Source organism: Sphingomonas sp. PAMC 26605 (genome assembly GCF_000241485.1).
Classification (GTDB): domain Bacteria; phylum Pseudomonadota; class Alphaproteobacteria; order Sphingomonadales; family Sphingomonadaceae; genus Sphingomonas.
Map to the genome: position 1 here is coordinate 1,008,988 of NZ_JH584241.1, position 23,671 is coordinate 1,032,658.

Consider the following 23,671-nt stretch of genomic DNA (forward strand, 5'->3'; position numbering starts at 1 on the left):
TTACGATAGCGCCAGTAGAGCGCGGAGGCACTCGAGGAAAGCGTTTTACATGGTTGACGGCACAGGGACGCGGACGCTCGATCGGGATTGGGTCCGGCTCAGCCTGATCGCCTGGGTCGGCATCGCCGTCTATTACGTCGCGCAGCGCTGGACCGGGATCCATTATCTCCAGCTCGGCGACACCGACGACAATATGCGGCTGATGCAGGTCCGCGCCTGGCTCGGCGGGCAGGGCTGGTACGACCTTCGGCAATATCGGCTCAACCCGCCGCTCGGCTTCGACATGCATTGGAGCCGGCTGGTCGATCTGCCGATCGCCGGGCTGATCGTGCTGCTGCGCCCGTTCGTTGGCCCGCGCGAAGCCGAGATGCTCGCCTGCGGCATCGCGCCGCTGCTCCCCTTGAGCATCGCGATCCTCGGGATCGGCGTGACGGTGCGGCGGCTGGTCAGCGTCTACGCCTGGCCGCTCGGGATCGTCTTACTGCTCTGCTGCTCGGCGACGATGCTGATGTATATGCCCGAGCGGATCGACCATCACGGCTGGCAACTCGCGATGCTCAGCCTCGCGGTCGCCGGACTGTCCGATCCGCGGGGCCCGCGCGGCGGCGCGATCGTCGGGGTGGCGAGCGCGGTGTCGCTGACGATCGGGCTCGAGATGCTGCCCTATGCCGCGCTCGCCGGCTCGATCCTGACGCTGCGCTGGATCTGGGACCGCAGCGAGGCGCCGCGGCTGGCGATCTACGCGCTGTGCCTCGGTGCCGGCAGCGGGCTCGGCTATGCGCTGTTCGCCTCTTATGCCGATGCGGTATTGCGCTGCGATGCGCTGACACCCGTCTGGCTCAGCGTCATGGTGATGGCGGGCGCGCTGTTGTTCGCACTTGCATGGGCGAACCCGGCGAACCGCTGGGTGCGGCTCGGGCTCGCGGTCGCGGCGGGGGCGATCATCGTCATCGGCTTCGCGCTTGTCTTCCCGCAATGCCTCGGCCGGCCAGAACAGGCCTCGCCCGAGCTGCAGAAGAATTGGCTCAACATGATCCGCGAGGCCAAGCCGCTCTACACGCATCCCTTCCGCGTCGCCTTCCCGGTCGCGGTGATGCCGGTCGTCGGGGTGATCGGCGCGGCGGTCGCGGCATGGCGCGCGCGCGGGACGGCGCTCGGCGCGGCATGGGCGACGGTCTTGCTGTTCGTCACCGGCGCGGCGCTGCTGCTGCTTTGGCAGGCGCGCGCAGGGCCCGCTGCGCAGATGCTGTCGGTGCCGGGCGCCGTCGCGCTCGCCTGGCTGCTGATCCCGCGATTGCGTGGCAGCCGCTCGGCGCTGGTGCGCGTGTTCGGCACCGTCGCGGCGATCCTGCTGATCGGCTCGGGGCTGTTCGCGGGGCTCGCGATCCGCTTCCTGCCGATCGACCGGCCGAGCAAGCGCGTCCAGATCATCGACCGCGCGAGCGGCCAATGCCCGACGATGACCGCGCTGCGCCCGCTCGACCGCTATCCCGCGCAGACGGTGTTCAGCTTCGTCGATCTCGGGCCGCGGATCATCACGATCACGCATCACGATGCGGTGGCGGGGCCGTATCACCGCAACGGCGATGCGATCCTCGACGTCCAGCACGCTTTCTCCGGCAGCCCCGCCAATTTCCGCGCGATCGCCAAGCGGCACGGCGCGACGCTGCTGCTGGTCTGCCCCAACATGGCGGAATCGACGATCTACCGCGTGCGCGCGCCGGGCGGGTTCTACGACCAGCTCGCCCATCGCAAGACGTTCGACTGGCTGGAGGAATTGCCGATGCCGGCCAAGTCGCCGCTCCGGCTGTGGCGGATCAAGGACTGACCCTTAAAGCCCCTCCCCTTCAGGGGAGGGGTTGGGGTGGGGACGTCACCGCTTGGGACAAATCTCGGTGAGACACTGCCCCACCCCCAACCCCTCCCCCGAAGGGGAGGGGCTTTCGGTTCGTCACCCCAAACTCGCCTTGATCCCGTCGATCACGAACTGCACCGCCAGCGCCGCGAGCAGCACCCCAAGCAGCCGCGTAATCACCGCCTCGATCTTCGCGCCGAGCACGCGCATGATCGGCCCCGCGGCGAGCAAGGCGAGCAGGCAGAGCAGCAGGATCGTGGCGAGCGCCGCGAGCACGACCGCGATCCGCTCGATCCCGTGGTTGCGGCTCATCAGCAGCATCACCGAGGCGATCGAACCCGGCCCGGCGATCATCGGCATCGCCATCGGGAAGATCGAGACGTCCTCGACCTCGTGCGTAGCGGCGATCTTGGCGGCGCGGTCCTCGCGGCGTTCGGTGCGCTTTTCGAACACCATCTCGAGCGCGATCAGGAACAGCATGATCCCGCCCGCGATGCGGAACGAATCGAGGCTGATGCCGAGCGCCTTGAGCAGCACTTCGCCGAACGCGGCGAAGGCGAACAGGATCGCAGCGGCGACGAGCACCGCGCGGATCGCCATCGCGCGGCGGTTGGCGGGCGAGGCGCCCGACGACAGCCCGGCATAGATCGGCGCGCAGCCCGGCGGATCGATCACCACGAAGAAGGTGATCAGCGACGAAATGTAGAGTTCGATCAAAGCGTGCCCTCACCGACGACGTTTTCGCGCCGTTCGGCGGAGATGAGCGTATTGCGCAGCAAGACCGCGATCGTCATCGGGCCGACCCCACCGGGAACCGGCGTCACCGCGCCCGCGATGCTCAGCGCGCCCGCAAAATCGACGTCACCGACCAGGCTCTCTGGCGTGCGGTTGATCCCGACGTCGATCACCGTCGCGCCGGGCTTGAGCCAGTCGCTCTTGACCATATGCGGCCGCCCGACCGCCGCGACGACGATATCGGCGCGCTTGACCAGGCTCGACAGGTCGCGCGTGCGCGAATGCGCGACGGTGACAGTGCAGCTCTCGGCGATCAGCAATTGCGCCATCGGCTTGCCGACGATGTTCGAACGGCCGATGACCACGGCGTCGAGCCCCGACAGGTCGCCGAGCTGGTCCTTGAGCAGCATCAGGCAGCCGAGCGGCGTACACGGGACGAAGCCCGGCAGCCCGACCGCGAGACGCCCGGCATTGACCGGGTGAAAACCATCGACATCCTTGTCGGGGTCGATCCGCGTCGTCACCGCCTGTTCGTCGATATGGCCGGGCAGCGGCAACTGGACGAGGATCCCATCGATCGCCGGATCGGCATTGAGCGCATCGACCAGATCGAGCAGCGCCTGCTGCGGCACGTCGGCGGGCAGGCGATGCTCGATGCCGATCATCCCGGCCGCCTCGGTCGCCTTGCCCTTCGAGCGGACATAGACCGCCGAGGCGGGATCGTCGCCAACGAGCACCACCGCCAGCCCCGGCGCGCGCCCGGCCCGTTGGGCAAATGCCGCCACGCGCTCGGCGACACGCGCGCGCAGGTCGGCGGCGAACGCCTTTCCGTCGATGATTGCGGCCGTCATGCTTCGCGCCTTTCGCGTCAGAGCGGGGTCCCGCTCAGGATGTGCGCGGCGAGGTTGTTGAGGATGATGCTGAGGATCCTGAGGGTCAGCAGCACCGCGAACGGCGCGAGATCGATCGACCCGAAATCGGGCAGGATGCGGCGGAACGGACGGTACAGCGGCTCGGTCCCGCGGTTGAGCCCGGTATAGATCTGGCGGACGACGTCATTGTAGGTGTTGATGACGTTGAACGATACGAGCAGCGACAGGATCACCTGGATGAGGACGATCAGCGTCACCGCGTCGATCAACACCTGCAGGATCTGGATAATCGTGATCAACGCTGGTCTCCGGAAAGGGTCGTTACGGTTCTAGCGCGCGGGCGCGGATGCGAACACCCTCTAAAGCCCCTCCCCTGAAGGGGAGGGGCGTGCCATGTGGCTAGCGGCGCACCAGCGTGCCGGCGCCGCGCTTGGTGAAGATCTCGAGCAGCATCGCATGCGGCACGCGCCCGTCAAGGATGACTGCGGCATCGACCCCGCCCTCGACCGCATGGACGCAGGTCTCGAGCTTGGGGATCATCCCGCCACTGATCGTGCCGTCGGCACGCAAGGCAGCGACGGCTGCCGGGTCGAGATCGGTCACCAGCTCGCCGCTCTTGTCGAGCACGCCGACCACGTCGGTCAGCATGAACAGCCGTTCGGCGCCGAGCGCGGCAGCGATCGCGCCTGCCATCGTGTCGGCATTGATGTTGTACGTCGCGCCGTCCGCGCCAAGCCCGACCGGCGCCACCACCGGGATGAAGCCGTCACGCGCGAGGTTGATCAGGATCGACGGGTTGACCGCGACCGGATCGCCGACAAAGCCCAGGTCGACGTGCCGCTCGATCCCCGAATTGGGATCGGGCTCGCGCCGCCCGCCGACCTTTTCGGCGACGACGAGATTGGCGTCCTTCCCCGAAATCCCGACCGCACGGCCGCCCGCCTGGCCGATCCAGCCGACGATCTCCTTGTTGATCGATCCCGCCAGCACCATTTCGGCGATCTGCGCGGTTTCGGCATCGGTGACGCGCAAGCCGTCGATAAAGCGCGATTCGACCCCCAGGCGCTTGAGCATCGCGCCGATCTGCGGCCCGCCGCCGTGCACCACGACCGGATTGATCCCGACCGCCTTCATCAGCACGACATCCTCGGCGAAATCGCGCGCAAGCTCGGGGTCGCCCATCGCATGGCCGCCATATTTCACGACGAAGGTCTTGCCGGCGTAGCGCTGCATATAGGGCAGCGCCTCGACCAGCGTCTCGGCCTTGGCGAGCAGTTCGGGGGCGGGGGAATGATCGGTCATGGCGGTGCCCATAGCCAATCCGTCACCCCAGCGAAAGCTGGGGTCTCGTGGTTTCGTAGCGTGGCCCGTCTTCAGCGAGACCCCAGCTTTCGCTGGGGTGACGGCTCAGCCGCGATCCAACCGCCGCCCGATCGCGACCGCGAGATAGATCGCCGGCGGCACGAGCAGCGCCGAGAGCACCACCTTGATCAGCATCTGCCCGGCGAGCAGCTGGCCGATCGGGAACTCGCCGTAGAACGCGATCGTCACGAACAGCAACGTATCGACGACCTGGCTCAACATGCTCGCGATCGCCGCCCGCAGCCATAACAGGCTGCTCCCCTCGCGCCCTTTGAGCGCCGCGAAGATCGTCACGTTGAGCGTCTGCGACACGCCGTAGGCGACGATCCCACCCGCCCAGATCCGCCACGTCGCGCCGAGCACGAGCTGGATCGCATCGCGATTGGCGGGCAGCATCGCGGGCGACGGCGGCAGCAGCCAGACGATCCACGACAGCAGGATCGAGACGAGCAACGGCACGAACCCGATCCGCACGAGGCGGGTGGCGACCGCTCCGCCATGCAGCTCAGCAACCGCGCTCGACGTCACGACGAGCAGCAGGAAGGCGAAGATCCCCGCCTCGACCGCGAGCGGCCCCAGGCCGAACAGCGGCCCGATCGCCGAGATCGGGCCGAGCGAGACCTGCTTGTTGCCGAGCACGCCGGCGATGCAGACCATCCCGCCGTAGAAGATCGAGAAAGCGAAGAGCGAGCGCGGAATGCCGCCGAGCGCGGGAGAAGCAGCTTTGTCCATCGCAGCGACGCTAGCCGGTTTCACGCGCAGAGCAAACCGCCACTAGCCCCTGCCGCGCTGCGCTGTATGGTGGCGCGCTTGCGCGGGGGGCCGCGTGTCGGCTTCAACGCGAGTAACGACCTTCATGAATCGCCTTCTCATCGGCACCGCGGGCATCGCGGTCATCCTGCTGATCGCCTTCGCTCTGTCGAGCAACCGCCGCGCGATCCGGCTGCGCGTCGTCGGCGCGGCGTTCGCGCTGCAGGTCGCGATCGCGGTGCTCGTGCTCAAGGTGCCCGCCGGCGTCGCCGCGCTGCAGTTCCTGTCGGGCGGCGTCGCCAATCTGCTCGGCTATGCGCATAACGGCGTCGATTTCCTGTTCGGCCCGCTCGCCCGCCCCGAGATCGGTGGCAACAGCTTCGCGATCGCGGCGCTGCCCGTCATCATCTTCTTCGCCAGCCTGGTGTCGATCCTCTATTATCTCGGCATCATGCAGTTCATCGTGCGCTGGCTCGGCGGCGCGATCGAGGCGGTGATCGGCGTGTCGAAGGTCGAGGCACTGTGCGCCGCCGCCAACATCTTCGTCGGCCAGAGCGAATCGCCGCTCGTCATCCGCCCCTATCTCGCCGGGCTGACCCCGGCGCAATTGTTCACGGTGATGACCAGCGGGATGGCCGGCGTCGCGGGCACGATCCTCGCGGCCTATGCCTCGATGGGGATCCGCATCGAGTATCTGCTCGCGGCGAGCTTCATGGCGGCGCCCGCCGGGATCCTGATGGCCAAGATCATGATGCCCGACGAGCCTGCGCGACAGGGCGAGCTCCCGCTCGGCGACCATCCCGAGGATAATATCCAGCTCGCCGAAGCGCGGATCAGCGGCCAGGGCCCGGCGGCGCTGTTGCCAGAGGGCACCCCCGGCGAACCGATGCCACAGGCGAGCCATGACGAGGAAAAGCCCGCCAACATCATCATGGCGGCAGCTCAGGGCGCGCAGACCGGGGTCAAGCTCGCGGTCGCGGTCGGCGCGATGGTGCTGGCGTTCGTCGCGCTCGTCGCGCTCGCCAACGGCATCCTCGGCGGAATCGGCGGATGGTTCGGCTATCCCGCGCTGAGCTTCCAGGGGCTGCTCGGCACGGTGTTCGCGCCGATCATGGTACTGCTCAACGTGCCGTGGAAAGAGGCGCAGATCGCCGGCGGGCTGTTCGGGCAGAAGATCGTGCTCAACGAATTCGTCGCCTATATCAGCCTCGGCACGCAAAAGAGCCTCAGCACGCACACCATCGCGGTGGTGACCTTCGCGCTGTGCGGCTTCGCCAATTTCTCGTCGATCGCGATCCAGATGGCGGTGACCGGGAGCCTCGCCCCCAATCAGCGCCCGATGATCGCGCGGCTCGGGCTGAAGGCGCTGGCGGCGGGGAGCCTCGCCAATCTGATGTCGGCGGCGCTTGCCGGATTGCTCGTCCCCGACGCACCCGCGCACCCCACGGTGAGAACGCCGGCGGCGGTCGTCGCGCCCGCGACGGTGGCAAAACCGTAAGCGCCGCGCGGCTAGCTAGCGCTTACCCCTACCTCACCCCGGGGTCGTCGCGGGATCCACCGTGCCGCACACGCACCGGCCGCAGTTCGCGCGGCCCGGTGGGCCCCGGGACAAGCCCGGGGTGACGAAGGATCAGATACAGCGCGAATCACGCTCCGGCGCGCCAGCGCCACGCGTCTTCCACTGGCCATCCGGCCCCTTATACTTCTCCCCCGGCGCGGTCTGGCCGATCAGATTGCACCCGCTGGTGAAGGCGAACTGCTCGACCGTCGCGCCCGAGCTCGCGCTCTGCTGGGTATAGGCGGCCTTGCGCTGGATGTTGATGCTGTTGACCAGCGCGCGCACCTCGGCGCTCGCGCTGCCGACCACGCCGAGATAGCCGTCGGGCTGCTCGCCGACCTCGCCCGCCGCGCGCGCCGCCTGATAGGCCGGGTTGCGCTGCGCCAGCGCGACGGTCGCGCTGCCGAGCAGGGCGACGACTGCGACCATCTTGAAGACCATGCGTGCCATCAGAAAATCCCCGGGTTGGACTGGATCAAACTCTTCGCCTGACCGTCGAGACGATAGACCACTTCCTGCGTCACGCTGATGTTCAGGTTGATCACGATCGGCTTGTCGGGCGCGGTCACCGTGACGCAGCCGCCCGGCACCCAACACACCGCCAGCGCGGCCAACGTTATCATCCTGTTCATCACCGCCTTGGTCGGGCGATCGGCACGCGTCGTCAATGCTGTTTCGGTCATGGCACGATCCTGCTGTCGGAAGGCTGAATGGGGGGAGCCGCGCGCTTGCTCTGCTCCTCGAGCAAGGCGGGCAGATTGCGCTGAATGAGGCGCCGCGGATCATAGAAGCTCTGCGCCGAATCGATCAGCTGGCGGAAGGGCGCGGTGATCTTGACGTTGAACACCAAGGGCAGCTTCTGCAGCCGGTCGAACAGGAAGTTGCGCTTGGCGCCCGCCCCCTGCCCGATCCCGGCGAAGCGCACTTCGGTGATCATCTCGCCCGCGAGCGGGCCGTTCATCACGATCTCGAGGCTGCGATAGCGCAGCGATTTCAGCGCCTGGAACGCGAAATTGCCCCAGAAGCCGACATCCTTCTGCGTCACCTCGCCGACATAGGCGACCGTGCCGCCACCCGGCCGCACCACCAGCCTCCCCTGCTCGATGCGCCCGCCGGTCGCATCGAACACCATCGGCAGCGCGCCGTCGAACACGCCGGTGGCGTTGAGATTCTTGAAGTCGAACTGCTGGAGGAACTGGTCGGCCTGCATCCCGTCGACCCGGAACGTCAGCCGACGCTCCTGCGCAGTGCCGAAATCGAGCACGGTCGGCTCGAGCGTCAGCGTGCCTTGCGCAAACGGCCAACGCCCCTGCTCGACCGCGATCCGCGTGCCGCGCAGCAGCTGATAGCGCACCACGCCGTCATTGACCGCGATCCCCGGATTGAGCGTCTTGATCGTCACGACCTGCCCCGGCGCGCTCTCGAGCGCGAGCAGATCGGTGAAGCGGATCTCGCCCGCGATCCCGGTCGCCGGGCCGAACGCGGCGGCGAGATCGGTGCCGGGGGTGCGGAACACGCCGTCGCTCGTCACGCCTTGCGGCGTCCACAGGATATGCCCCGCCCCCGACACGGTGCCGACGACATTGGCGATCACGCCAAAGGTCAGCCGCGTCAGCTGGTCGGGCTGGAATTGCGGCCCGAACGTAATGCCGGGAACGCTGAGATCGGCATGGCCCGCGCCTGCGCCGAGATCGTGCGCGATCGCGACGTCGGCGACCCTGATGCTCTTGATCGGCTCGAACAACGTCCCGGCCGCGCTGATCGCATTCCCCGCGAGCGTCAGCGCGACGCCGCGCGCGGCGAGCGGCTTGAAGCGCGGGTCGGCCGCGCTGTCGGCGACCATCACGCCGCCGTCGAGCGCCAGCCGATTCGCCGCAAACCGCCAGTGTCCGGCGGCCGACGACAGCAAGAGCGGCACGGCACCGATCTGGCCGCCCGCGCCATCGAAGCTGCCCGCGATGCCCGCAGCCGTCAGGCTCCCGCCAAGCGTCGCGACATCGAGCCGCGTCTGTCGCTCGGGTGTCCCCAGACGTACGCCGAGCCCCGCGGCGGTGAAGCGCCGCGCCGCCAGCAGCCATTCGCCATGCTCGAGCGTAACGCCGACCGGCGCCGCCCCCAGCCGCCCGGCAAGGCGGATCGGCCCGATCGCGCCGCCCCCGCGCATCGCCCCGCGCTCGAGCCGGAACAGCGCCCCGTCGCGCGGGCACAGCGTCACGCTCGACCGCGGCAGATCGAGTCCGCCGGTCTGCAGCCGCTCGAACGCGAGTGGCGCGCAGGCGGGATTGAGCGTCAGTCGAGCGCCGCCGTCCCAGCGCGCGTCGAGCGGCAGGCTGAGCGCGGTCACCTGGCCGGTGCCGATCGGCCCGCTGAGCGCGACGCGCGTCGTGATGTGCGTCGCGCCGGTTCGGGTCGCGCTGAAATCGATCGGTGACAGCGCCAGCCGCGCGCTGCCCGCGCCATAGGGCGCGACGATCGCGCGCCCGGTCAGCGGCGCGCCGAACCCCGCCTGGCGCACGCGCAGCTGTGCGCTCGGCAGGCCGCCGCCGCTCAGCGTCATGCTGCTGTCGATGCGCACGCCGCCCGGCCAGCGGTACAACAGGCCTTCCCCACCCGTAAGCGTCGCCCGCGCGCCCGATGCCGCCGCGAAGCCGAGCCGCGAAACGCGGACCTGCCCGCGCCCCGCATTGACGATCGTCGAGAAGCGCGCGTCGAGATCGCCCGACACTGCCGCCGCGCGCAGCGCGTCGACCGCCTTCGCGACGATCGGCGCGACAGGCGTCCCCGCTCCCGCATCGCGCAACGGATCGAGTCGTGCCCGCCACGCGGGCGGCAGCCGCGCGCCACCGGCTCGCGCGCGCGCATCGACCGCAAGGCCGCCGCCCGCATAGCGATACTGCCCGACAATCGACGTCCGCGCTGCGGTGATCCCGGCCGCCGCAGCATTGCCCGACTGCAGATCGATGCGGCCCGCGACGTCGCGGACAGACCCGGCGAAATCGACCGTCCCCGCCACCGTCCGCAGCACCACCCCGCCGCCCCCGAGCGCCGCGATCGCCAGCCGCGCCGATCCCTGCGCGCTATCGAGCCGCGCTGCGAGCATGGCCGACAGGTCCGCGCGCGCCGAGCGGACCTGTCCGCCGCCGCAGGCGCCGCGGCCGAGCGTGACGGGCCCGGTCAGGCTCGGCCGCGCGTCGCGAATCTGGACCTGCAACACCGCATCGACCGCCTCAAACCGGCAATCGCCGAAATCGAGCCGCGCCGCCGCCGCCCCGAGCGTCCCCGCAAAGCCGTCATCGAGCCGCCCCGCCCCGGTCAGATGCACCACGACCGGACCGTGCGGCGTCGCCAGATCGATCCGACCATCCGCGACGCCCAGATCGATCGCCGGAAGCGCAAACGGCTTGCCCGACGGCGCGGGCAACAGCCGATCGATCACGCCGAACGAGACCTTCCCGCCCGCGAGCGTCGCCCGCAGCGCGACATTTCCGAGGCGGATCGCGCTGACGCTCGCGCCCGAGACCCCCAGGCTGGTATCGACCTCGACCCGATCGGCGCGCAGATCAGGGTGGAGCGGGTCGCCGATCCGCACGTTGGTCAGCCGCTGCGTACGCACGCCGATCTGCGCGATGTCATAGCGCGCGGAAATCCCGCGGGCGGCGAGCGCGTCGTCGATGAAATGCCGCGCCACGGGTTTGCGGGCCAACCATGCCACGCCACCGATCACGACCAGCGCGAGCAGCACGGCACCCACAATCCACCAGCAGCCGCGACGACGGGTGGAAGCGTCCGCAACCGCCGCTGCGCCTGGTACACTCTCGGTCACCCGGCATCCCTATTGTGCCGCGCGCAAGCTCGCAAGCGATCGCGCGAACGCAGGCTGTGCGGCGGGCCGGTGGTAGCAGGCGAGGTCGATCTGGCCGCTACGGGGCCCTGGAGAGCACACGATGGTAGATCCAGCCTTGCAGTGGCAAGCTTTCTCGCCAAGATGACCACAAGTATGTTTGCGCTATACGAATCTAAACATGGTAGATATATTTCGAATCGTGACGATCATGTCTACACGACACTTAACCGAATGGGGCATGCTACACATTCCATCGCACATCTATCCTTCTCTATTGTATCGCGATGCACCATGACGATCGTCTCGTTCGAGCCCGACTTCATCTTCATCAAGACGCACAAGACCGCTGGCACTTCGCTCGAAGTGCATTTGGCGTCGGAGTGCGCGGCGGATGCGATCGTCACCCCGATCTACCCGCCTCACCCGCATCACACGCCGCGCAACGCGAGCGGCTATTACAACCACATGCCGGCGCAGGCGATCAGCGCCGCCCGGCCGGAGCATTTCGACGCCGCCTACAAATTCGCCTTCGAGCGGCATCCGGTCGACAAATGCCTGTCCTTCTACGCGATGCTCCGCCACTCGCCCGAGCATTACAGCGCGACCACACCGCGGAGCTGGCACGCCTTCGTCGAGCGTGGCGTGTTTCCGGTCGACGACGCGCTCTACACCGATGGCGAGGGCCGGCTGATCATCGACCGGCTCTATCGCTATGAGGAGCTCGAACAGAGCCTCCACGATATCGCACGCCGCACCGGGCTTCGCTATCGCCCGCTGGCGGTGCGTGAGAAAGCCGGCTTTCGCCGCGCCGACATCCCGAGTTTCGCCGAAGTCATGACCGATTCGACGACACGCGATCGAATCCTGCGCGCGTTCGCGAGCACGTTGCGCCATATCGCCTATTGACCCGCCCCCCCGGAACCCGTCCGCCCGCGCGGCCGCGTTGCGTCCCCTAGGCGCTTATTGCAGCGGCGTGGTCGAGGTCGGCGGGTCGCCGGTCGGGATCACGTTGTTGCCGAACGACCGCACCAGCCCGCCCGACAGGATGTCGAGCGACTTCACGCTGCCCAGGATCTGATCGTTGGCAATGAACACGTCGTTGTTCGCGCCCGTGACCTTTACGCCGTCGGTCGTGTTTCCGACCAGCAGCGAATTGAACAGTTTCAGATGGCCGAAACCCGGCGTCGAATTGACGATGATGCCGTTATTGCTCCCGGTCAGCATCGACTGATCGACGGTGACGCGCGACTGATCGGCGGTCTGGATGAGGATGCCCGTGTCGAAATTGCGGATATCGCAATCGCGGATCAGGACCTCGCCCGCCCTGGCGATCAGCACGCCCGATAGCGGCGGGACCGAGCCATTGTTCTTCAAGCCTTCGAGATCGAGCCCCTCGAGCACGATCTTGTCGGTCGCGGCGGCGTTGATGACGATGCCGTTGGTTCCGGCCACGAGGACTCCGGCCTCGACCCCGACCGCTCGCAGCGTGATCGACTTGGTGATCGTCACCCCGCCGAAACCACCCGAATCGATCAGATTGATCTCTCCGCCGGCTGCGGTCTTCGAAATGGCACCGGCAAAGGTTTTGCAGGGAGCCGTGCGCGAACACGGATTCGCGTCGTCGCCGACCCCCGAAATCCAGGTTCGGGTCGCCTGCGCGAAGGCCGGGGCGGCAGTGCCGACCACCAGCATGGCGAAGCAGACGAGTATAGTCCTGAAGATATTGCGCATGATCCCCCCTCAAAGACGAGCGAACGCGCTATACTCAGCCAAGCGACGCCTAGCACATTCTGACGACAAAGCTAAGGCATTTGATAGACTATGGTAGATCCACACAATATACGGTATTATTGATCTGATATACGCGTCATATTCCATACGATATTCTTTCGATATATTTTTCCACGCCGAACTATGAATTCAAGATCGATACTTCTGGCTTTTGTCGGTCGAAAATCGAAGCCTTATGTATTATGATCTTATTACAAATATTAGCCCGCGGTGACGTCTGGCGCGCAAATCTCACATTTTGCAAAACGCCTTGCCCGATCGCCAAATCGTCTTCTACTATACCAGCTATAGAGGCCGGAACGCGTTGTTTGCCGATTCCCTGCTTTTGCTTCATCGAGACTGGTGTGTGTTGTTCCTCGGGGGATGGACCAATGAGCAATTTGGCGGGCAAAGCCTATGCGATGAACGTTGTCACGCCGATGCGGCCGAGCATCACGTGGATCAATATTTTATTGTTCATGGCCTCGCGGGCCATTCCGGCCACGCTGGCGGGATTGCTGGGCCTGGGCTTTATCCACTTCGCCCGCTGGGTGATCATTCGTCGCGAGCAATGGCCGCAGCTCGGCCAGCCACAGGCCGATCTGGCGAACGACTACATGCTGTTCTGCAGCAACTTCAACGGGACTTGGGATCAGTATATCGACGCGTTCGCCGACGGCATCCCGGGCGGGCTCGACCTGTTCTGGTATGCAAGCAGCAAATATCCGAACTCGATCCCGATCACGCCGTTCAAGGACTATATCCGCGCCAACCAGATCGACACCCAATATTATTACAACGCGACCCCCGGTAGCGGGCAGCGCGACATCAAGCTGGCGCTCAGTCTGTCGCACGCGCTTGCCGGAATTGCGGCCAGGGCCGAGGGGCTCGGAGATGCCGCGCTCGCCGCCGCGTTCGAGCGGCTGCTGATCTCGAACCAGGGCGGGCTGGGCGCGCCGGGCTATGCGCCGGTCGCAAGCTGTGACACCGCCGCTGCCGACCGCAACCGCGCCGATGCCGAGCTGCGTCGCTGGGGCGAAGGCGGCACGGGCCCGCTCGCGGCGGAGCGCGACCTGCAGCCGGTCTCCGCCGCGCGCGTCATCGCGTCGAGCGCGAATGCCGACGAGGCCGCACGCGGCTCGGTCCGCGCCGCGGTCACCGCCGCGCTCGACGCGCCGACGCCCGGCGGCCGCGCCGAGCCGGCGCCGCCCAAACCGCCGGCGGCCGCCAGCGAGGAGACGTCCAATGGCTAATATCGACGTCAGCACCTATTTCTTCACCGCCGCCGTGCCGGTGTGCAACGAAGGCGTCGTGCACCATGGCGACATCGACAGCTCGCCGATCCATGTCGTGCGCGAAGTGCTCGAGACGCTGCCGACCGCGCTGCAATCGCACGCGACCGAAAAGATCGGGCTCAACAGCCCGTTTTCGCGTAACCTCAGGACGCATTTCACGCGCTTCGCGATCCTCGACCAGCCCTATTTCAACGGTCGCGACCATAAAGATGCGCTGGTCAATATCGTGGCGCGGACCGATCTGCTCGATCCCCAGCCGGTCGATCAGATCCCCTGCCCGTACATCCTGTGGATGATCGACTTCGACCTTCCCGACGCCGAAGGCAGCGGCGAACCGCGCCGCTATCTGGAGGAACTGTGGGGGCAGATGGCGCCCGAGCTCCGCTCGATCTTCCAATATTGCTACGGCTTCGACCAGGTCGCCGACGCGGCGGGCTTCGCGACCTACATGCTGCGCTGCCAGATCGAGACGACGATGCCGTTCCACGATTATTGGTACGTCCCGCCCAAGCTGAGTTCGATCTCGATCCCCGGCCTTATACTGCTGCCCGGGACGGGCGCGCTGCTGCTGCTCGCGTCGCTGGTGGCGGCTTTCCTGCGCTGGACCGGATGGGCGTGGGCGGCAGGTTTCGCCGGGTGGAGCGACTGGGCGTGGCTGCCCTGGGCCGGGCTCGCGCTGCTGATCGTCGGGCTGGTGATCGATTATTACTGGGTGCTGTGGAAGGGGCGACAACCCTATCCCGCCGCGCCCGGCAGCGATCTGCGCAACGTGCTCAAGGCGCTCTACCTGCAACAGGCCTTCACCCGCTTCGCGATCGCGCAGCAGCGCCGCGACCCCGCCGAGTGGGGCGCTGCGTTCCGCGCCTTCCTGATCGCCACCAGGCCCGCCGACCTCGACGGTCCGACCCAGCCCGCAGGCGTGATCCGCAGCACGCTGCCCGGAGACGCCGCATGACCAACGCGCTCAACGCCGCCCCGACCGCGACCCTGCTCGACCTCGCCGATATCCAGGGCGGCATCCTGCGCACCTATGGCGACGGATTCCCCAAGGGCCGCAATTTCTATCTGAGCGTACGCGAGGCGCGCGCGGGCCGCGCGTTCGTCGAAGCGCTGCGCCCGCGCATCACCACCGCTGCGCGCTGGAAGGATCCCACGCGCGAGGAACCGCTGCTGCGCACGCGCAACCCGCGCGTCAAGGACATCGTCCGCGCCGAGGGCGAGCCGGATTATCCGGGGCGGGTGCAGCTGGAGAAGCCCAAGGTGACGCTCAACATCGGCTTCACCTTCATGGGGCTGCTCGCGCTCGGCGTGCCGACGCGCACGCTGCGCGGCATGCCCGACGCCTTTATCGACGGGATGGCGGCGCGCGCCGCGTTGCTCGGCGACGATCCCTTTCTCGACTCGCGCGATGCGGTGTGGCGCGACTCGCACGGCGACACGCGCGTCCATATCCTGCTCACGCTCTATGCGCGGCAAAACCCCGACGGCACCGCCTGCGTCGAGCTCGACCAGGAAACCGACGCGATCCTCGGCTTCTCCGAGATATCACACGGCGGCGTGGTGCTGCTCGACGGAGTCGGGCCGCACAACGCCAAATGGCAGGACCTCTCCGCGGTGATGCGCGCCGATGGCGCCAATTGCTGGCCGACCAACAAGGAGCATTTCGGCCTGTCGGATGGTTTCGGCGACCCGGTCTTTTCGGGGCAATTCTCGGGCGAGGCCGAGCGGGTCCGCGTCGCCGGCGGCGGCAAGCTGATGCGCGACGGCAGCTGGGAACCGCTCGCGACCGGCGAGTTCCTGCTCGGCTACCCGGACGAAGCGCAGGAGATCCCCGGCGCGGCGATGCCGATCGCGTTCAGCCGCAACGGCACCTTCATGGCCTATCGCAAGCTGCACGAGGATGTCGCGGCGTTCCACGCCTATCTCGACGATCAGGCGACCCGCTATGCCGCGCTGTACGCCGTGCCGCACGGCGAAGCGGTCGAGACGATCAAGGCCAAGATGGTCGGCCGCTGGGAAGACGGCGTGCCGCTGATGATCGCGCCGACCTATGCCGCGTGGCAGCAGTTCCGCGCCGAGCTCGACGCGGCGCGGCGCGCGAAGGACAAGCCCAAGCTCGCCGAGATCGCGCTGAAATTCACCAACTTCATCTATGCGTCCGATCCCGCCGGCGCGAAATGCCCGGTGACCTCGCATCTGCGCCGCGCCAACCCGCGCGACGCGCTCGGGCCGACCTTCGACGCTAAAGGCATGTCGCAGGACGGCTCGGCGATCATCAACCGCCGCCGTATCCTGCGCCGCGGGCTGCCTTATGGCCAATACGACCCGAGCGCGCCGAGCGACGCGGGCGACCATGGCATCATCTTCATGGCGATCTGCACCGATCTGTTCCGCCAGTTCGAGTTCGTCCAGCAGCAATGGATGCAATACGGGCTCGATTTCAACGCGGGCAGCGACACCTGCCCGGTGATCGGCAACCATGATGCGAAGGACGAGCCCAAGCTGGTGATCGCGGTCGATCCCGAAAGCGGCGAGCTCCCCTTCCTGTGCGACCGCATCCCGCAATTGGTCGAGCCGCGCGGCGGGGATTACTTCTTCCTCCCCAGCATGACCGCGCTCCGCATGATCGGAATGGGGATCATCGACCCGACCTGATCCCCCGCACGCTCGCCACCTGCCGCAAGAAAAGAGGAGACGCCCCGGTGCAATGGCTGCTCAACCTGCCGACCGTGCTGTGGCGTCGGCTGCTGCTGATCCTGCAGGGGCTGTGGGCGCTGCTCTGGCTGATCGCGAGCGGAATCGGCGCGCTGTTCGGCAGCGGGGGGACGATCGCCAGTCGGCTGGGCGCGGCAATCGGCGGCGCCGCGGGGCAGCGCCACGTGTTCGCGCTGCTGCGGCTGCTCCAGCCCAATCTGGTGCTCAACCGCCGGACGATCCTGGCCTACCCCAATAACGGCATCACCGCGATCGCGAGCCGCCACGCCGACGTCACCGACATCCTCACCCGCGATGCCGATTTCGGCGTAGTCTATGCGCCGCGGATGGAGGCGATCACCGCCGGCGAGAACTTCTTCCTCGGGATGCAGGATAGTCCGCGCTACACGCGCGACACGTCGAACATGCGGCTGGTGGTGCGGCGCGACGACGTGCCTGCGATCATCACCCCCTATGTGACCCGCGCCGCCGCCGGTGTCGTCGCGATCGTGCCGGGCGCGATCGACGTTCCGCAAGCGCTCACCCAGCCGGTCGCGGCGGGGCTGCTCGACCAGTATTTCGGCACCCCCGGCCCGTCCGAAGCCGCGATCGCCGAATGGACCACCCTGCTCTTCTGGTATCTGTTCATCGACCTGCAGGCCGATCCCGACCTCGATGCGCGCGCCACCGCCGCCGCGGCGCGCTTTCGCGAGTGGATGGACGGCCATATCGCCGAGCGACGTGCGGCGCCGCCCAAGGACGACGTGCTCGGCCGCTGCCTCGCGATGGGCGACGCTGGCCTGCCGGGGATGACCGACCGCGACATCCGCAACAATCTGATCGGCCTGCTGATCGGCGAATTGCCGACGCTGTCGGCCACCGCCAATCTCGCGCTCGACGAACTGCTCGACCGCCCGCAGCCTTTCGCCGCGGCCTGCGCCGCCGCGCGCGCGGGCGACGACGCGACGCTCGCCGCGCACGTGTTCGAGGCGCTGCGCTTCCGCCCGCTCAACCCGATCGTCTACCGCCGCGCGATGCACGACACGGTGATCGCGGGCGGCAAGCTGCGCCGCCGCCGGATCGTCAAGGACAGCATCGTGATGGCGTCGAACCTGTCGGCGATGTTCGACCCGCTGGTGATTCCCGACGCGACCGCCTTCCGCATCGATCGGCCGTGGGAGACCTACATGCTGTGGGGCTATGGGATGCACGCCTGTTTCGGCGCGCATATCAACCGCGCGGTGCTGCCGGCTTTGCTCAAGCCGTTGCTCGCTCAGCCCAACCTGCGCCGCGCAAGCGGTGCGCGCGGGCAGATCGACCAGGCCGGCACGCCGTTTCCGCAGCATTTCCATCTCGAGTTCGACCTATGAGCGGCGCGCCCGTCACAGCGACGATGCTGACCTTCCAGCCGATGATCGACAGCGAGACGGCTCGGCTGGTCGCGCGCCATTACGGGATCGCCGTGGCCGAGCGCGACCATCTGCTGGTGTGCGCCGCGCTGCATACGCTGCTGCATGGCGGCTATGGCCGGATTCCGCTGCTGTTCGGTGCTGGCTTCGCGCTCACGGGTCCCTATGCGATCGCGCAGCATTTCGACGCCGCGCTCCCCGCCCCCGATCGCCTGATCCCCGATGCCGAGCCGCTGGCTGCGGAGGTCGCGGCCGACTGGGCGCGCTATAACGGCGCGATGGGCACCGACGTCGCGGTCGTCGCCTATCATCATCTGCTGCCCGAGCGCGCGCTGATGCAGCCGATCTTCGCCGCTCCGGTGACCCGGCTCGAGGTACGGTTGCTGCCGCTGACCTATCCGCTCCTACGCGGGCTGATCACGCTCGCGCTCGGGCTCTCGGCCGCGCGCGCGGCGGTCGCGACGCTGCGGATCCGCACGGCGTTCGACGCCACCGATCAACGCATCGCCGACGGGCGGCGCTATCTCGTCGGCGACCGGCTCACCATCGGCGACATCGCGCTGTGCGGCGCCGCCGCGCCGCTGCTGCTGCCGCGTGGCTATGGCGCGCTGATGCCGCCGCTCGCGGCGATGCCGCCCGCGCTGCGCACGCTGATCGAGGAGTTCCGCGCCCGTCCGACCGCAGCGTTCGTGCAGCGGCTGTACGACAGCGGCTTCACCGCGGGCTGACGCGCCGAAGCGCGGAACGCCGCCATAGGCAGACGCTTCCGCTGGAGATTGGAGCGGTCCCCTTGGACACCAGGCATCGTCCTCTACGTCGGAATCGACGGCGCGCTACCCAAGCAGGCGACGGGTCTTTTGGCCGATGCCGCACTCTCCCAGCACCGTTTTGCCCGGCCCGATCGCATCCCCCGTTCGTGCGTCACCGCATGCGTATATCGCGCCCCTGCGCGGGTTGAGGACGCCGCTGCGCGCGGCGCGCGGCAGATCTTCGCCGGGCTCGATCGAGGGCAGCGCAAGCTGCTCGGCGCGGCGAGCCGGTTGCGGCTCGCGGCTGCGCTCGTCTGTCGAAGCGGCGGAGATGCGGGCCGGAATGGAGGTATCTCCGCATGGCCGGATCGGGCTTGGCGCGCGGCGGCAGCTTGGCCATTGGTCCAAAGCGGTTCTTACGCCGCCGCTTTACCCAAGCGTGGGTCGAAAGCGCCCTGCCGGAAACCGATTCGCCGGCGACCGAGCGACTCTGCCGTTGGCTCCAGTTCCGATCTTGCATTGGTTGTTCGCTTTCGCCGTCCTTGTTACAATCCGCGAAGTACTTATCGAGGATAGGAGCGGGAAATGAGCGACACCTTACAACGGAACGATGGCACCGACACCAAGAAGAATGATCCCGACGTCGATAGCACCAATAGATCGACGACTCGTACCTGCGATATGATGGTCGCGAATCATACGGGATTTACGATCACCAAGGTCGTACTTACCCATACCAGTGGTGATCATACCACCGTCCTGAGCGTCGATTCCCTCAAACCGTCCCAAAATAGCCAAACAGAAAAAATTACGTTCGAGACCGGCTTCAACGCGCATTTCGATTATTGGAACATCAGTTTTTCGTGCAACGGATGGGACTATACCACGCCCTACAACGATCGATGCAATATCTCCTACGAAGACGCCGGCCACGTCATTCGCTGCGAGGTTTCTCCCAAGAGCAAATGCACCTTCAATCTTCATGTCAAAATGCCAAGATCAAGCGGTTGCAACTTCGTGATTGAATAGCCGAGCCGAAAAGGCATTCGGCGATCGGAAGACTCGCCGCGCCTGCTGTCTCGCCGCCGACCAACGCGGCGAAAGAGGGATGGCAGGACGCGAATACCGGCCATCGGTCGGCCGGACGATTGCGACATCTTACGGCCACGGATGCACAGTAGTGGCGGTCGTGCCTGGGGCGAAGCGCCCTCTCTTCCAAGCGGTGTTGGTTTTCCCAAGCAGTTCGGAACACCCCTCCAGGGACGGCACCGCGCGCGACCGCGAGCAAGGCAAAGCGCGATCGAGACAGCGCCCGTCACGGAGGTCGAGCTTGGCGTCAAAGGATGAATGGATGGCTGGATGCCCCGTGAGGATTCGAACCTCAATAGGCGGTATCAGAAACCGCAGTCTTACCATTAGACGACGGGGCATCAGCAGGGCGTGGGCCGGGCAGCGATCTACGGGCGTGCGCGGGGACTGTCAACCGATCGCGTGACACGCCCGTCGCATCACCCGTCGCATCGCTTGCCGCTCGTCGGGGCTTCCGCTAGGATCGCGCCCAAGCACCGAACGGCGCGCCATCCGGCGAGCCGCGACGGCAGAACAGAATAAGCGAGTATCACGGCATGGCGGATCGATCGCCGGATGTGCCGTACCGGCAGGGAAAACCTGCTCGTCCGGCGCCGTCCAACGGAAAGCCCCCCGGCAGGCCGCCCGGCAAGCCACAGGCCGTCAAAGGTCCGGCCAATGGTGCGACCGTAAGGACCGGTGCCGCTCGGTCGCGCGAGCCACGCCATTTCGCGGCGCTCGACCTCGGCACCAACAATTGCCGTCTGCTCATCGCCCGCCCGCAAGGCGACGGCTTCGCGGTGATCGACGCCTTCTCGCGAATCGTCCGGCTCGGCGAAGGGCTCGCGGGATCGGGCAAGCTGAGCGATGCCGCGATCGAGCGCACGATCGCCGCGCTGAAGATCTGCGCCGACAAATTGCGCCGCCGCAACGTCACGCTGTCGCGCGCGGTCGCGACCGAGGCGTGCCGCCGCGCGAGCAACGGCGTCGATTTCATCGCGCGCGCCTATGCCGAGACGGGCATCCTGCTCGACATCATCACCGCCGAGGAAGAGGCGCGGCTCGCCGTGCTCGGCTGCCACTCGCTGATCGAGCCGGGCGAGGACCCCGCTTTGGTGTTCGATATCGGCGGTGGATCGACCGAATTGGTGCTGGTCGATACGCGCGCCGAGACGCCGCACGTGCTCGACTGGCACAGCGCGCCGTGGGGCGTGGTGTCGCTGACCGAAAGCGCGGGGCACGGCCCGCCGGGGCAGGATGGCGGCGCCGAGGGACGCGCCGCCGCCTATGCCCGGATGCGCGAGCTCGTCACCGAGAGCATGGCGCCGTTCGCCGCGCGACTGCCGCGCGGGATCCCGGTGCCGCGGCTGCTCGGCACGTCGGGCACGGTGACGACGCTCGCCAGCGTCCATCTCGGGCTCAGCCATTACGATCGCGCGCAGGTCGACGGACTGATCGTCCCCGCCACCGCGATGCGCACGATCAGCCGCGACCTCGCCGCGATGGATCTGCGCGAGCGCGCCCAGCTCCCCTGCATCGGCACCGAACGCGCCGATCTGGTCGTCGCGGGCTGCGCGATCCTCGAGACGATCATGGATCTATGGCCGGCCGAACGGCTCGGCATCGCCGATCGCGGCATCCGCGAAGGCATTCTCCGGCGCTTGATGGGAAGTACGGCATGAGCAACGACGGCGGCGGGCTGCGCGTCCGCGTCAAGACCGCGCGCAAGCGCACCGCGCAATCGACGCGCTGGCTCGAGCGCCAGCTCAACGACCCGTACGTCAAGCGCGCCAAGGCCGACGGCTTCCGCAGCCGTGCCGCGTATAAGTTGAGCGAACTCGACGAGCGGTTCGGCTTCTTGAAGGGCAAGCGCCGCGTCGTCGATCTCGGGCTCGCGCCGGGCGGCTGGGCGCAGGTCGTGCGCCGTCAGGTGCCCAAGGCGGCGATCGTCGGGATCGATCTGCTGCCGGTCGATCCGATCGAGGGGGTGACGATCCTCCAGCTCGATTTCATGGACGACGTCGCCCCCGAGCGGCTGATGGCGGGCTTGGGCGGGACGCCCGACCTGGTACTGTCGGACATGGCGGCGAACACCGTCGGGCATCCGCAGACCGATGCTTTGCGCACGATGGGGCTGGTCGAGGCGGCGCTGGCGTTCGCGATCGACGTGCTCGAGCCGGGCGGCGCGTTCGTCGGCAAGGTGTTCGCGGGCGGTGCGGATACCGCGCTCGTCGCCGAGATGAAGCGTAACTTCACCACCGTGAAGCACGCCAAGCCGCCGGCGAGCCGGAAGGCGTCGAGCGAGTGGTATGTGGTGGCGCAGGGGTTCAAGGGTCGGTCAGCGGATTAGCGCTTGCTAATCCGCGTCGCGGACCGACCCCGGCCGGCGTGCGCAGCACGACCGACGGGTCGGCTTTGCCGAGCCGGGATATGGGCGCGACGTCATCGGAGCGGCTCCCCGGCGAAGGCCGGGGCCAAGGCGTGGGAACGCACGGGGCATGCCCCACGCGCGATCAATCCGCGCTACGCGACTGGGCCCCGGCCTTCGCCGGGGAACTGAAAGGCGCGTCAATGTTAGAGAAAAACAAGCGCGCCGTGGCAAAGCCACGCCGTCGGCCGACACGCGCGGGGACAAGCCCGCGCGGTCGCCGTCCGGGCTGCGGCTGATCCTCGGCTAGCGGCTTTGCCGTTAGCCTCGGGCCTTAGCCTTCGTAATCAGCGCCCAGATTCTGGTTCCGCGGCGGCGCAGCGGCGGTGAGGCGCAGCGCCTCGGCCGAGGCCGACAGCGAGCCGACCGCATCGGCGACATCGTCTTCGTCGACCTGGACGCGCTGCAGGCTCTGGATCACCGATTCCTTGAGCGTCGGCGGATGCACCATTTCCTCGGCGATCTCGCGCAGCGCGACGACCGGGTTCTTGTCGCGATCGCGATCGATCGTGATCTCGGCACCGCCCGAAATCTGCCGCGCGCGCTGGGCGGCGAACAGGACGAGATCGAAGCGGTTGGGAATCTTGTCGACGCAATCTTCGACAGTGACGCGCGCCATGAACGGCTTCCTTCAAAACGACGATAGTCGGAAAGGCGATCCCCTAGGCGCTATCCCCTGCGGAGTCAAGGAAACGCCCGCAGCTCAGCCCTCCGGCGGGCGCGACGACCAGCATCGCGCCAGCGCCGCAAGGCTGTGATCGACCCAGGCGGCAAGCGGCGTGCCGACATTCGAGCTATAGCCGAGCTCGCCATCCTGCCCGTCGGCAAAGCGCGCCATCGTTGTCAGGCGATACCCCGCGCCATCCATGATGATGTCGCCATCGGAATCGATCCCCGGAACGCGCGGATTTGGCAACGCCACAGCGCGCATCGCATCGAGCACCGGCCGCATCGCCGGGCACGAACGGCTGTCGGCCCAAAAAATTGCATCGGACTGCTGAAAGCGTCGCCGCGTCAGCCGCATCGTATACGCCGCCGGCGCGGTCGAATAGGGCACATAGGCAAGCGCGACATCGACGGTTTCGCTGCTGTGCGCGAGTGCTGGCGCCCGGCTGAAATGGGCAAAGGCGTGCTCGGCAAAACCATCACCCGGGGCCGGCAGCGTGCTGGCGGCTTGCAAGGCGAGGGCGAGCAGCATGGCGATCCCTTTTCGGAGCGATTCCATGCTAGCCCCCTCGTCGGCGCCGCGTCAACGGCTTGCGCAAGCGCCGCAATGCCATCA

The 23,671-nt window shown here is 67.4% G+C and carries 22 protein-coding genes and 1 tRNA gene; 10 read left to right on the forward strand and 13 right to left on the reverse strand.

What is annotated here, in order from left to right:
- The first annotated feature begins 49 nt into the window (after positions 1–49).
- Positions 50–1,828, forward strand: a complete 1,779-nt coding sequence (locus RH90_RS04545) for a hypothetical protein (protein WP_010184164.1) — start codon at positions 50–52, stop codon at positions 1,826–1,828.
- Positions 1,829–1,951: 123 nt separating this feature from the next.
- Here RH90_RS04545 and RH90_RS04550 read toward each other — a convergent pair whose 3' ends face one another.
- The 5 genes from RH90_RS04550 to RH90_RS04570 all read right to left on the reverse strand — a co-directional run bounded on the left by RH90_RS04550 (position 1,952) and on the right by RH90_RS04570 (position 5,556).
- Entirely contained in the window at positions 1,952–2,572 is a 621-nt protein-coding gene (locus RH90_RS04550) for a MarC family protein (RefSeq protein ID WP_010184165.1), read from the reverse strand.
- Positions 2,569–3,441 carry a bifunctional methylenetetrahydrofolate dehydrogenase/methenyltetrahydrofolate cyclohydrolase FolD gene (folD, locus tag RH90_RS04555; protein WP_010184166.1) on the reverse strand — a complete coding sequence of 291 codons (873 nt, stop codon included), beginning with the start codon at positions 3,439–3,441 and terminating at the stop codon, positions 2,569–2,571. The genes RH90_RS04550 and folD overlap by 4 nt, the downstream gene beginning before the upstream one ends.
- A gap of 17 nt (positions 3,442–3,458) precedes the next feature.
- Positions 3,459–3,761 carry a YggT family protein gene (locus RH90_RS04560; protein ID WP_010184167.1) on the reverse strand — a complete coding sequence of 101 codons (303 nt, stop codon included), beginning with the start codon at positions 3,759–3,761 and terminating at the stop codon, positions 3,459–3,461.
- A 100-nt stretch (positions 3,762–3,861) separates the two neighbouring features.
- A complete protein-coding gene (gene argB, locus RH90_RS04565) occupies positions 3,862–4,764 on the reverse strand; it encodes an acetylglutamate kinase (RefSeq protein ID WP_081476983.1) in 903 nt (300 codons plus the stop codon).
- 105 nt (positions 4,765–4,869) lie between these two features.
- The gene (locus tag RH90_RS04570) at positions 4,870–5,556 is read right to left on the reverse strand and encodes a queuosine precursor transporter (RefSeq protein ID WP_010184169.1); all 687 of its coding nucleotides are present in this window, start codon (positions 5,554–5,556) and stop codon (positions 4,870–4,872) included.
- A 124-nt stretch (positions 5,557–5,680) separates the two neighbouring features.
- Between RH90_RS04570 and RH90_RS04575 the strand changes: the two genes are divergently transcribed.
- Entirely contained in the window at positions 5,681–7,072 is a 1,392-nt protein-coding gene (locus RH90_RS04575; protein WP_010184170.1) for a NupC/NupG family nucleoside CNT transporter, read from the forward strand.
- Positions 7,073–7,204: 132 nt separating this feature from the next.
- Here RH90_RS04575 and RH90_RS04580 read toward each other — a convergent pair whose 3' ends face one another.
- Genes RH90_RS04580 through RH90_RS04590 form a run of 3 tightly spaced genes read right to left on the reverse strand, consistent with a single transcriptional unit; the run spans position 7,205 to position 10,955 of the window.
- Entirely contained in the window at positions 7,205–7,582 is a 378-nt protein-coding gene (locus RH90_RS04580) for a DUF1318 domain-containing protein (RefSeq protein ID WP_010184171.1), read from the reverse strand.
- Positions 7,582–7,815, reverse strand: coding sequence for a YnbE family lipoprotein (locus tag RH90_RS04585; protein ID WP_010184172.1), 234 nt, complete (start codon positions 7,813–7,815; stop codon positions 7,582–7,584). Before RH90_RS04585 ends, RH90_RS04580 begins: the two co-directional genes overlap by 1 nt.
- Positions 7,812–10,955, reverse strand: a complete 3,144-nt coding sequence (locus RH90_RS04590; protein ID WP_157134515.1) for a YdbH domain-containing protein — start codon at positions 10,953–10,955, stop codon at positions 7,812–7,814. Before RH90_RS04590 ends, RH90_RS04585 begins: the two co-directional genes overlap by 4 nt.
- 312 nt (positions 10,956–11,267) lie before the next feature.
- On the opposite strand from RH90_RS04590, the gene RH90_RS21975 reads away from it, so the two are divergent.
- Positions 11,268–11,882 carry a hypothetical protein gene (locus RH90_RS21975; RefSeq protein ID WP_010184174.1) on the forward strand — a complete coding sequence of 205 codons (615 nt, stop codon included), beginning with the start codon at positions 11,268–11,270 and terminating at the stop codon, positions 11,880–11,882.
- A gap of 54 nt (positions 11,883–11,936) precedes the next feature.
- On the opposite strand, the gene RH90_RS04600 is transcribed toward RH90_RS21975, so the two are convergent.
- Positions 11,937–12,707: a NosD domain-containing protein gene (locus RH90_RS04600; protein WP_037492638.1), complete on the reverse strand. Its 771-nt coding sequence runs from the start codon at positions 12,705–12,707 to the stop codon at positions 11,937–11,939.
- Between the two features lie 431 nt (positions 12,708–13,138).
- Here RH90_RS04600 and RH90_RS04605 point away from each other — a divergent pair, with 431 nt between their 5' ends.
- The 5 genes from RH90_RS04605 to RH90_RS04625 are packed head-to-tail and all read left to right on the forward strand — an operon-like array spanning position 13,139 to position 18,872.
- On the forward strand, positions 13,139–13,999 hold the full coding sequence (locus tag RH90_RS04605) for a hypothetical protein (protein ID WP_010184176.1): 861 nt from the start codon (positions 13,139–13,141) through the stop codon (positions 13,997–13,999).
- Positions 13,992–14,996 (forward strand): hypothetical protein, encoded by a 1,005-nt coding sequence (locus RH90_RS04610; RefSeq protein WP_010184177.1) that lies wholly within the window; start codon positions 13,992–13,994, stop codon positions 14,994–14,996. The genes RH90_RS04605 and RH90_RS04610 overlap by 8 nt, the downstream gene beginning before the upstream one ends.
- Positions 14,993–16,696 (forward strand): Dyp-type peroxidase, encoded by a 1,704-nt coding sequence (locus RH90_RS04615; protein ID WP_010184178.1) that lies wholly within the window; start codon positions 14,993–14,995, stop codon positions 16,694–16,696. The genes RH90_RS04610 and RH90_RS04615 overlap by 4 nt, the downstream gene beginning before the upstream one ends.
- 47 nt (positions 16,697–16,743) lie before the next feature.
- Positions 16,744–18,105, forward strand: coding sequence for a cytochrome P450 (locus RH90_RS04620; protein ID WP_010184179.1), 1,362 nt, complete (start codon positions 16,744–16,746; stop codon positions 18,103–18,105).
- Positions 18,102–18,872, forward strand: a complete 771-nt coding sequence (locus RH90_RS04625; protein ID WP_010184180.1) for a hypothetical protein — start codon at positions 18,102–18,104, stop codon at positions 18,870–18,872. Before RH90_RS04620 ends, RH90_RS04625 begins: the two co-directional genes overlap by 4 nt.
- 618 nt (positions 18,873–19,490) lie before the next feature.
- Here RH90_RS04625 and RH90_RS23325 read toward each other — a convergent pair.
- Positions 19,491–19,877, reverse strand: coding sequence for a hypothetical protein (locus RH90_RS23325; RefSeq protein WP_157134516.1), 387 nt, complete (start codon positions 19,875–19,877; stop codon positions 19,491–19,493).
- Positions 19,878–20,249: 372 nt separating this feature from the next.
- Positions 20,250–20,323: transfer RNA gene (locus tag RH90_RS04635), tRNA-Gln, on the reverse strand.
- Positions 20,324–20,518: 195 nt separating this feature from the next.
- Between RH90_RS04635 and RH90_RS04640 the strand changes: the two genes are divergently transcribed.
- Together RH90_RS04640 and RH90_RS04645 are read left to right on the forward strand one after the other, a co-directional pair.
- Positions 20,519–21,643, forward strand: a complete 1,125-nt coding sequence (locus tag RH90_RS04640; RefSeq protein ID WP_010184182.1) for a Ppx/GppA phosphatase family protein — start codon at positions 20,519–20,521, stop codon at positions 21,641–21,643.
- Complete coding sequence (locus tag RH90_RS04645) at positions 21,640–22,311, forward strand: RlmE family RNA methyltransferase (RefSeq protein WP_010184183.1); 672 nt, start codon at positions 21,640–21,642, stop codon at positions 22,309–22,311. Before RH90_RS04640 ends, RH90_RS04645 begins: the two co-directional genes overlap by 4 nt.
- A gap of 352 nt (positions 22,312–22,663) precedes the next feature.
- On the opposite strand, the gene rpoZ is transcribed toward RH90_RS04645, so the two are convergent.
- Positions 22,664–23,008 carry a DNA-directed RNA polymerase subunit omega gene (gene rpoZ, locus RH90_RS04650; RefSeq protein WP_010184184.1) on the reverse strand — a complete coding sequence of 115 codons (345 nt, stop codon included), beginning with the start codon at positions 23,006–23,008 and terminating at the stop codon, positions 22,664–22,666.
- 84 nt (positions 23,009–23,092) lie between these two features.
- On the reverse strand, positions 23,093–23,614 hold the full coding sequence (locus tag RH90_RS04655) for a hypothetical protein (RefSeq protein WP_010184185.1): 522 nt from the start codon (positions 23,612–23,614) through the stop codon (positions 23,093–23,095).
- Between the last annotated feature and the right edge of the window lie 57 nt (positions 23,615–23,671).

Bases quoted from the DNA above. Each gene is read 5' to 3' on its own strand.
- folD (WP_010184166.1), bottom strand. From the start codon at position 3,441: ATGACGGCCGCAATCATCGACGGAAAGGCGTTCGCCGCCGACCTGCGC.
- RH90_RS04600 (WP_037492638.1), bottom strand. From the start codon at position 12,707: ATGCGCAATATCTTCAGGACTATACTCGTCTGCTTCGCCATGCTGGTG.
- RH90_RS04610 (WP_010184177.1), top strand. From the start codon at position 13,992: ATGGCTAATATCGACGTCAGCACCTATTTCTTCACCGCCGCCGTGCCG.
- RH90_RS04580 (WP_010184171.1), bottom strand. From the start codon at position 7,582: ATGGCACGCATGGTCTTCAAGATGGTCGCAGTCGTCGCCCTGCTCGGC.
- RH90_RS21975 (WP_010184174.1), top strand. From the start codon at position 11,268: ATGACGATCGTCTCGTTCGAGCCCGACTTCATCTTCATCAAGACGCAC.
- RH90_RS04615 (WP_010184178.1), top strand. From the start codon at position 14,993: ATGACCAACGCGCTCAACGCCGCCCCGACCGCGACCCTGCTCGACCTC.
- RH90_RS04655 (WP_010184185.1), bottom strand. From the start codon at position 23,614: ATGGAATCGCTCCGAAAAGGGATCGCCATGCTGCTCGCCCTCGCCTTG.
- RH90_RS04570 (WP_010184169.1), bottom strand. From the start codon at position 5,556: ATGGACAAAGCTGCTTCTCCCGCGCTCGGCGGCATTCCGCGCTCGCTC.
- RH90_RS04625 (WP_010184180.1), top strand. From the start codon at position 18,102: ATGAGCGGCGCGCCCGTCACAGCGACGATGCTGACCTTCCAGCCGATG.
- RH90_RS04605 (WP_010184176.1), top strand. From the start codon at position 13,139: ATGAGCAATTTGGCGGGCAAAGCCTATGCGATGAACGTTGTCACGCCG.
- argB (WP_081476983.1), bottom strand. From the start codon at position 4,764: ATGACCGATCATTCCCCCGCCCCCGAACTGCTCGCCAAGGCCGAGACG.
- RH90_RS04575 (WP_010184170.1), top strand. From the start codon at position 5,681: ATGAATCGCCTTCTCATCGGCACCGCGGGCATCGCGGTCATCCTGCTG.
- RH90_RS23325 (WP_157134516.1), bottom strand. From the start codon at position 19,877: ATGAAGATTGAAGGTGCATTTGCTCTTGGGAGAAACCTCGCAGCGAAT.
- RH90_RS04585 (WP_010184172.1), bottom strand. From the start codon at position 7,815: ATGACCGAAACAGCATTGACGACGCGTGCCGATCGCCCGACCAAGGCG.
- RH90_RS04645 (WP_010184183.1), top strand. From the start codon at position 21,640: ATGAGCAACGACGGCGGCGGGCTGCGCGTCCGCGTCAAGACCGCGCGC.
- RH90_RS04545 (WP_010184164.1), top strand. From the start codon at position 50: ATGGTTGACGGCACAGGGACGCGGACGCTCGATCGGGATTGGGTCCGG.
- RH90_RS04640 (WP_010184182.1), top strand. From the start codon at position 20,519: ATGGCGGATCGATCGCCGGATGTGCCGTACCGGCAGGGAAAACCTGCT.
- rpoZ (WP_010184184.1), bottom strand. From the start codon at position 23,008: ATGGCGCGCGTCACTGTCGAAGATTGCGTCGACAAGATTCCCAACCGC.